6 protein-coding genes are annotated in these 6,614 nt (G+C 66.0%); all 6 read left to right on the top strand.

Translation table 11 applies throughout. From position 1 onward, the window contains the following. Positions 1-146: 146 nt before the first annotated feature. The 6 genes from F3J17_RS19700 to trpA all read left to right on the top strand — a co-directional run bounded on the left by F3J17_RS19700 (position 147) and on the right by trpA (position 6,551). On the top strand, positions 147-1,871 hold the full coding sequence (locus F3J17_RS19700) for a FimV/HubP family polar landmark protein (protein ID WP_167062301.1): 1,725 nt from the start codon (positions 147-149) through the stop codon (positions 1,869-1,871). 14 nt (positions 1,872-1,885) lie between these two features. Beyond that, entirely contained in the window at positions 1,886-2,692 is an 807-nt protein-coding gene (truA, locus tag F3J17_RS19695) for a tRNA pseudouridine(38-40) synthase TruA (protein WP_167062298.1), read from the top strand. 99 nt (positions 2,693-2,791) lie between these two features. Then, positions 2,792-3,472: a phosphoribosylanthranilate isomerase gene (locus tag F3J17_RS19690; protein ID WP_167062295.1), complete on the top strand. Its 681-nt coding sequence runs from the start codon at positions 2,792-2,794 to the stop codon at positions 3,470-3,472. Positions 3,473-3,533: 61 nt separating this feature from the next. Further along, positions 3,534-4,727: a tryptophan synthase subunit beta gene (trpB, locus tag F3J17_RS19685; RefSeq protein WP_167062292.1), complete on the top strand. Its 1,194-nt coding sequence runs from the start codon at positions 3,534-3,536 to the stop codon at positions 4,725-4,727. A gap of 21 nt (positions 4,728-4,748) precedes the next feature. Continuing rightward, positions 4,749-5,672, top strand: a complete 924-nt coding sequence (locus F3J17_RS19680) for a site-specific DNA-methyltransferase (protein WP_167062289.1) — start codon at positions 4,749-4,751, stop codon at positions 5,670-5,672. Between the two features lie 63 nt (positions 5,673-5,735). Next, entirely contained in the window at positions 5,736-6,551 is an 816-nt protein-coding gene (gene trpA / locus F3J17_RS19675) for a tryptophan synthase subunit alpha (protein WP_167062286.1), read from the top strand. Positions 6,552-6,614: the final 63 nt, after the last annotated feature.

Here is a 6,614-nt window from a genome sequence, read left to right as displayed (position 1 = left end):
TCTCTCCGGATATGGCGAGCGGCGCGTCTGGCGTGACGCCGGCTTCGGCGCCTGCGGCTGCGGCTTCATCGGCGGTTCCGGAGGCCAGCGCCGCTGCAGCATCGGCTGTGGCGACGGCGAACGCGGCAATCCCGGCAAGCGGCGCCATGAGCGCTTCCACGCCTGAAGCGGCGGCGAGCGCGGCCGTTGCGCCCGCGGCTTCGGCGGCATCGGCCACGACTGGCGCAAGTGCGCCCGCCGTGGCTGCGCCGACCAGTGACGCGCATTCGTGGAGCGGGGCGGTTCAGGCCGCGCCGTCCAGCGCGGCATCCGCCACGCCGGCGCAGGTCAAGGTTTCCAGCCTCCAGCAATTGCTCGCGCTCAAGAATCGCGTGCTGATGGCGCTGCAGCATCACAACGGCACGCCGGCGCAGCAGGTCGCGGGCGCTGCCCCGGCAGGCGCGCACAGCGGCTCGACGGCAGGTGCAGCGGCGGGCGCGAACGACGCGCAGCCCGAAGTCTTGCCGATCACCTGGGCCGTCGTCGCGGCGGTCTTGCTGGCTTTTGTCGCGCTGATCGTGCGTCTGTTCACGCGAAAGCGCCGCAAGGCTGCGCCCGTGGCCGAAGCCGATGCACCGGCCACGCACGCCGTGGCGCACGAAGCTGCCGAAGAAGATCACGAGGACGCCGAGCAGGACAACGCCACGGTGCTGCGTGCATCGCCGACGTCGGTTGCAGAAGCGCCGCACCACGACGCCGGAATCGACCACGCCGCCGATGCCGCGAGCCTTTCCGCCGCCGCCGAACTGGGCGCGGACGCGCTGCCGCCGACGCTCTTCGAAACGCCGCACGCCGAAACGATCGACGGTCCGGCGGAGCTGCACGCCGAGCGCACCGAGCACGGTATCCATCCGCACGGCGTCGAGGCGGGCGAGCCGCAATCACTGGCTGATGCAACGGACGCCGCGAGCCTTGCCGCCGCGGCCGAACTGGGCGCATCGGCACTGCCGACCGAAGGCGTCACGGCTCAGCGCACGGTGGGCGAAGCCGAGGAGCTGGCACGCGAAGCCGAAGCAGAACACGAAGCAGAAGCCGAAACCCACGCGGACATCGAAGCCGACCCGCACAGCGACGAACCGCAACTGCCGCCCGCCGTGAATCCGGCAATTGGCGCGGAACCGCGCTCGATCGAGCTGACGATTCCGGGTGACGAGGTCAAACCGTCGCTTCCGCAAGCCGGATCGCACGCAGTCGCAGAACCCGCTGCCGAAGCGCAGCATGCCGCACCCGCAGTCCCGGATGTACCCGCAGTCCCCCAAGAACAAGAAATGGCCCAACTGGAAGTACCGAAAGAGTTTCCGAAGTCCGCAGTAGACGCGCTTGGCAGCCTCGACATGCCGCTGCCGCCGCGCGTCGATGTGCCCGAATTCCCGCAGTCCAGCAGCTTCCCCAGCTTTGTACCGGGCGCCGCACCGGCTGCCACGCCCGAAGTGATTGCGCGTCAGTCGCTGCCGTTCGCCGAACCGCCCGCGCCGCCGGTCGGAAAGGCCATCGAAGCCGGCACCGCCGGCTTTGGCTCGATCGCCGGCCTGGGCGCCGCCATGGGCACGTCGCCGGTCGGCGCGCCGCCGATGGGCACGCCGCGTTTCGGCACGCTCTCGCTCGATTTCGATCTGAACCTGCCGCCCGATTCCGCCGAGCCGCTGCCGGTCTTCACGCCCGACCAGCTGGCCCGTATCGCACGCAACAAGCTCGACCTCGCGCATGAATACATCGAGCTTGGCGACCTCGCGGGCGCACGCGCGCTTATCAACGAAGTGATCGAGTCGAACGACCACGCCACGCGCGCCGACGCGCAGGCGCTGCTGTCCACGCTCTCGCCGCTGTCCTGAGCGCCGCCTGCCGTATGCGTATCGCGCTAGGAATTCAGTACGACGGGGCCGCGTTCTGCGGCTGGCAGTCGCAGCCGCACGGCAAGACCGTGCAGGACGCGCTCGAACGCGCCCTGCGCGAGTTCGCCACCGTGCCGCTGTCCACGGTGGTGGCGGGCCGCACCGACACGGGCGTGCATGGCCTCGGTCAGGTCGTCCATTTCGACACCGATCTCGACCGCACGCCGTTCTCGTGGGTGCGCGGCACCAACGCGTTCCTGCCCTCGACGGTGGCGGTGCAATGGGCCCAGCCGATGCCCGAAGCCTTCCACGCGCGTTTCGCGGCCTTCGAGCGCACGTATTACTACGTGCTCTACGTGAATCCGGTGCGCTCGCCGATGCTGTCGGGCCGCGCGGGCTGGATCCACACGCCGCTCGATGTCGAGGCGATGTGCGAGGCGGCGCAATGTCTGATCGGCGAGCACGATTTTTCGGCGTTCCGCTCGTCGGAGTGCCAGTCGAAAACGCCGGTCAAGCATCTGTATCAAATTGATATCCGGCCGCAGGGCGATTTCATCCACTTTCGCTTTCGCGCCAACGCCTTCCTGCATCACATGGTGCGCAACCTGATGGGTTGCCTCGTGGCGGTGGGGCGCGGGCGCTATCCGGCGTCGTGGATGGCCGAAGTGCTGGCGGGGCTCGATCGCGGCAAGGCCGCGCCGACCTTCATGCCCGACGGCCTCTATCTCGCCCAGGTAGGTTATCCTGACGAGTTCGCCGTTCCCGCTGCGCATACGGCCAGCGTGCCCTGGAGCGCGGTCTGGACGGACGAGCGGACCTGATCCGGCGTTCGGCATTGCTGGTGGGCTAACTGCCCGCCATTTGCGCCGATTTTCGCGCATCGCGCTATCAACCAACACGATCAAATCGAGTCACCAGCCATGACGTCAGCCGAGCCATCCGTCGCCGGGCATCGTACCCGCATCAAGCTCTGTGGGCTTTCGACGCCCGAAGCGGTCGCGCAGGCCATCGACCTGGGCGCGGACGCCATCGGCCTCGTGTTCTACCCGCCCAGCGCACGCTCGGTGAGCGTGGCGCAGGCCGTCGAGCTGACGCACGACATTCCGCCGTTCGTTTCGGTGGTCGGGCTGTTCGTGAACGCCACGCCACAATGGATCAGCGAAGTCGCCAGTAACGTCTCGCTCACGCTGCTCCAGTTCCATGGCGATGAAACGCCGCGCCAGTGCGAGGCGCTGGCGGCGGTTGCCGGTTTGCCCTGGTTGCGGGCGCTGCGAGTCGCGGCGGATACTCAAGAGGCCGATTTGATAGAATCGGCGAATAGTTATTCATCAGCCAGCGGCCTGCTGTTCGACACCCATGTCGATGGTTACGGCGGTGGCGGGAAGGTCTTCGATTGGTCACTTATCCCCGCAGGGCTCGCGCGTCGGGCCGTTTTGAGTGGTGGCTTGAACGCGCAAAACGTCGGTGATGCGATTCGCCAGGTGCGTCCGTTCGCCGTCGATGTCTCCAGTGGCATCGAGGTTCCGGGCGCGAAGGGCGTGAAGGATCACGCCCGTATGGCGGCGTTCGTACGCGCAGTGCGCGAAGCGGACGCGGGATAAATTCTTGGGTCAACCCACCCTTGCGCACAGCAGGACGCGCGGTTGGCCGAGCGAGTGACATATGTACAATTTGCCAGATGAACGGGGCCATTTCGGCCAATATGGTGGCGTTTTCGCTGCCGAAACCCTGATGCAGGCGATCGAGGAACTGCGCGTTTCTTACGCGAAGTACAAGGACGATCCCGAATTCGTCGCTGAATATCAGCGCGAGTTGAAGCATTTTGTCGGCCGTCCGTCGCCGATCTATCACGCGCAACGCTGGAGCGAGATGGTGGGCGGCGCGCAGATCTATCTCAAGCGCGAAGACCTGAACCACACGGGCGCCCACAAGGTGAACAACGTGATCGGCCAGGCGCTGCTCGCCCGTCGCATGGGCAAGCCGCGCGTGATCGCCGAAACCGGCGCGGGTCAGCACGGCGTGGCCACGGCCACCATCGCGGCACGCTTCGGCATGGAATGCGTGGTCTACATGGGCGCGGAAGACGTGCGTCGTCAGGCCGCCAACGTCTATCGCATGAAGCTGCTGGGCGCGACGGTCGTGCCGGTCGAGTCCGGCTCGCGCACGCTCAAGGACGCGCTCAACGAAGCGATGCGCGACTGGGTCACCAACGTCGAAAACACCTTCTACATCATCGGCACCGTGGCGGGCCCGCACCCGTACCCGATGATGGTGCGCGACTTCCAGCGCGTGATCGGCGACGAATGCCGCGTGCAGATGCCGGAAATCACCGGCCGTCAGCCCGACGCCGTGATCGCCTGCGTGGGCGGCGGTTCGAACGCGATGGGCATCTTTTACCCGTATATCGACGATAGTTCGGTGCAATTGATCGGCGTTGAACCTGCTGGTGACGGCATGGAAACGGGCCGTCACGCCGCTTCTCTTGCGGCGGGCACGCCGGGCGTGCTGCACGGCAACCGCACGTATCTGCTGCAGGATGAGAACGGCCAGATCATCGAAACGCATTCGGTTTCGGCGGGTCTGGACTACCCGGGCGTGGGTCCCGAGCACGCGTGGCTCAAGGACAGCGGCCGCGCGCAGTACGTGACGGTGGACGACGAAGAAGCGCTCAAGGCGTTCCACGACTGCTGCCGTATCGAAGGCATCATTCCGGCGCTCGAATCGAGCCACGCGCTCGCATACGCGGCGAAGCTCGCGCCGACGCTGCCCAAAGACAAGGTTCTGCTGGTGAACCTGTCGGGCCGCGGCGACAAGGACATGCACACGGTCGCAGAGCGATCGGGCATCCAGTTCTGAGCGCCCGGAGCGATACGACCGATGCGTGACGAGTTCGACGAGCCGGAAATGCCGGCGCCCGTGAGTGAAACTGTGAGCATTCCCGCCGCACAAGACGTGGCGGCGGGCGCGCTCGCGTTGCCTGTATTGCCCACGGTGCCCGACACAATCCGGCTCCTGAACCGCGATTTTCTGACCGATGCGGCGAATTTGCCCGATGCCTCGATCGACCTGATCGTCGCCGATCCGCCTTATGGGCTCGGCAAGGACTACGGCAATGACTCCGACATGCGTTCGGGCGAGAACTTTCTCTCCTGGACCTACGAGTGGCTCGACCTGGCGATTCCCAAGCTGAAAGCCAGCGGCTCGCTCTACGTGTTTTGCACCTGGCAATACGCGCCCGAGATCTTCGTTTATCTGAAGTCGAAAATGACGATGATTAACGAGATCGTCTGGGATCGTCGCGTTCCCAGCATGGGCGGCACGACCCGCCGCTTTACCTCGGTGCACGACAACATCGGTTTCTTCGCGGTGTCGAAGGATTATTACTTCGATCTCGATCCCGTCCGCATCCCGTACGATGCCGCCACGAAGAAGGCGCGTTCGCGCAAGTTGTTCGAAGGCAGCAAGTGGCTGGAGCTTGGCTACAACCCCAAGGACGTCTGGTCGGTTTCGCGGCTGCATCGCCAGCACGCGGAACGCGTCGATCATCCGACCCAGAAGCCCCTGGAAATCGTCGAGCGCATGGTGCTCGCGAGCTGCCCGCCGGGCGGTCGCGTGCTGGACCCGTTCATGGGCAGCGGCACCACGGCAGTCGCCTGCGCGCGTCAGAAGCGCGAATTCGTCGGCTATGAAATCAATGAAAGTTACTGCGCGATCGCGCGCGAACGCGTCAGCCTGGCGGCAGAAGCCACGCCTTCGGCTCCCGCGTCCGTGATGTCCGCGAGCGTTGTGGAAGGCGCCTGAAGCGCCTCCATCCCGCGTTGACGACCGCGCCGCGCAGTAGCAACCGAATCTGAGGACCCTGAAATGTCCCGCATCAAGACTCAATTCGAGGCGCTCGCCGCCTCTGGCAAGAAAGCCCTGATCCCGTTCATGACGGCAGGCGACCCCGATCCGGCTCGCACCGTCGAGTTCATGCACGCGCTGGCCGCTGGCGGCGCTGACGTGATCGAACTGGGCGTGCCGTTTTCCGACCCGATGGCCGACGGCCCGGTGATCCAGCAGTCGTCCGAGCGCGCGCTCGCCAAGGGCGTCACGCTCAAGAGCGTGCTGGCCGACGTCAAGCGCTTCCGCGAAACCGACAACACTACGCCGGTCGTGCTGATGGGCTACGCCAACCCGATCGAGCGCATCGGCGCGGAAGCCTTCGCGGCCGCCGCGCAGGACGCGGGCGTGGACGGCGTGCTGGTGGTTGACTATCCGCCCGAGGAATCGGCGGAATTCGCGGCAAAGATGAAGGCCGCCGACATCGATCCGATCTTCCTGCTCGCGCCCACCTCGACGGACGATCGCATCGCGGCAGTTGGTCGCATCGCCAGCGGCTATGTCTATTACGTGTCGCTCAAGGGCGTGACGGGCGCGGCCAATCTGGACGTGGCGAGCATCGCGAGTAAAATCCCGGCGATCAAGGCCCGCGTGCCATTGCCCGTTGGCGTGGGCTTCGGTATCCGCGACGCGCAAACCGCCGCCGCCGTGGCCGAAGTGTCCGATGGCGTGGTGATCGGCAGCCGCATCGTGCAGTTGCTCCAGCAAGCCTCGCCCGACACCGCTGCAGACACGCTCACGCAGTTCGTGGCGGGCATTCGGGCGGCGCTGGATGCGGTCTCGGCCAACACGAAATGAGACTGCTGTAAAATCCACTTTTCGCCATGCGCGGTCGGGGTCGGAACCCGGTCGAAATGACTG

This window comes from Burkholderia sp. Ax-1719, from assembly GCF_011753055.1.
In the GTDB taxonomy this organism is placed as follows: domain Bacteria; phylum Pseudomonadota; class Gammaproteobacteria; order Burkholderiales; family Burkholderiaceae; genus Paraburkholderia.
This window is presented reverse-complemented; position numbering and strand designations above follow the sequence as displayed.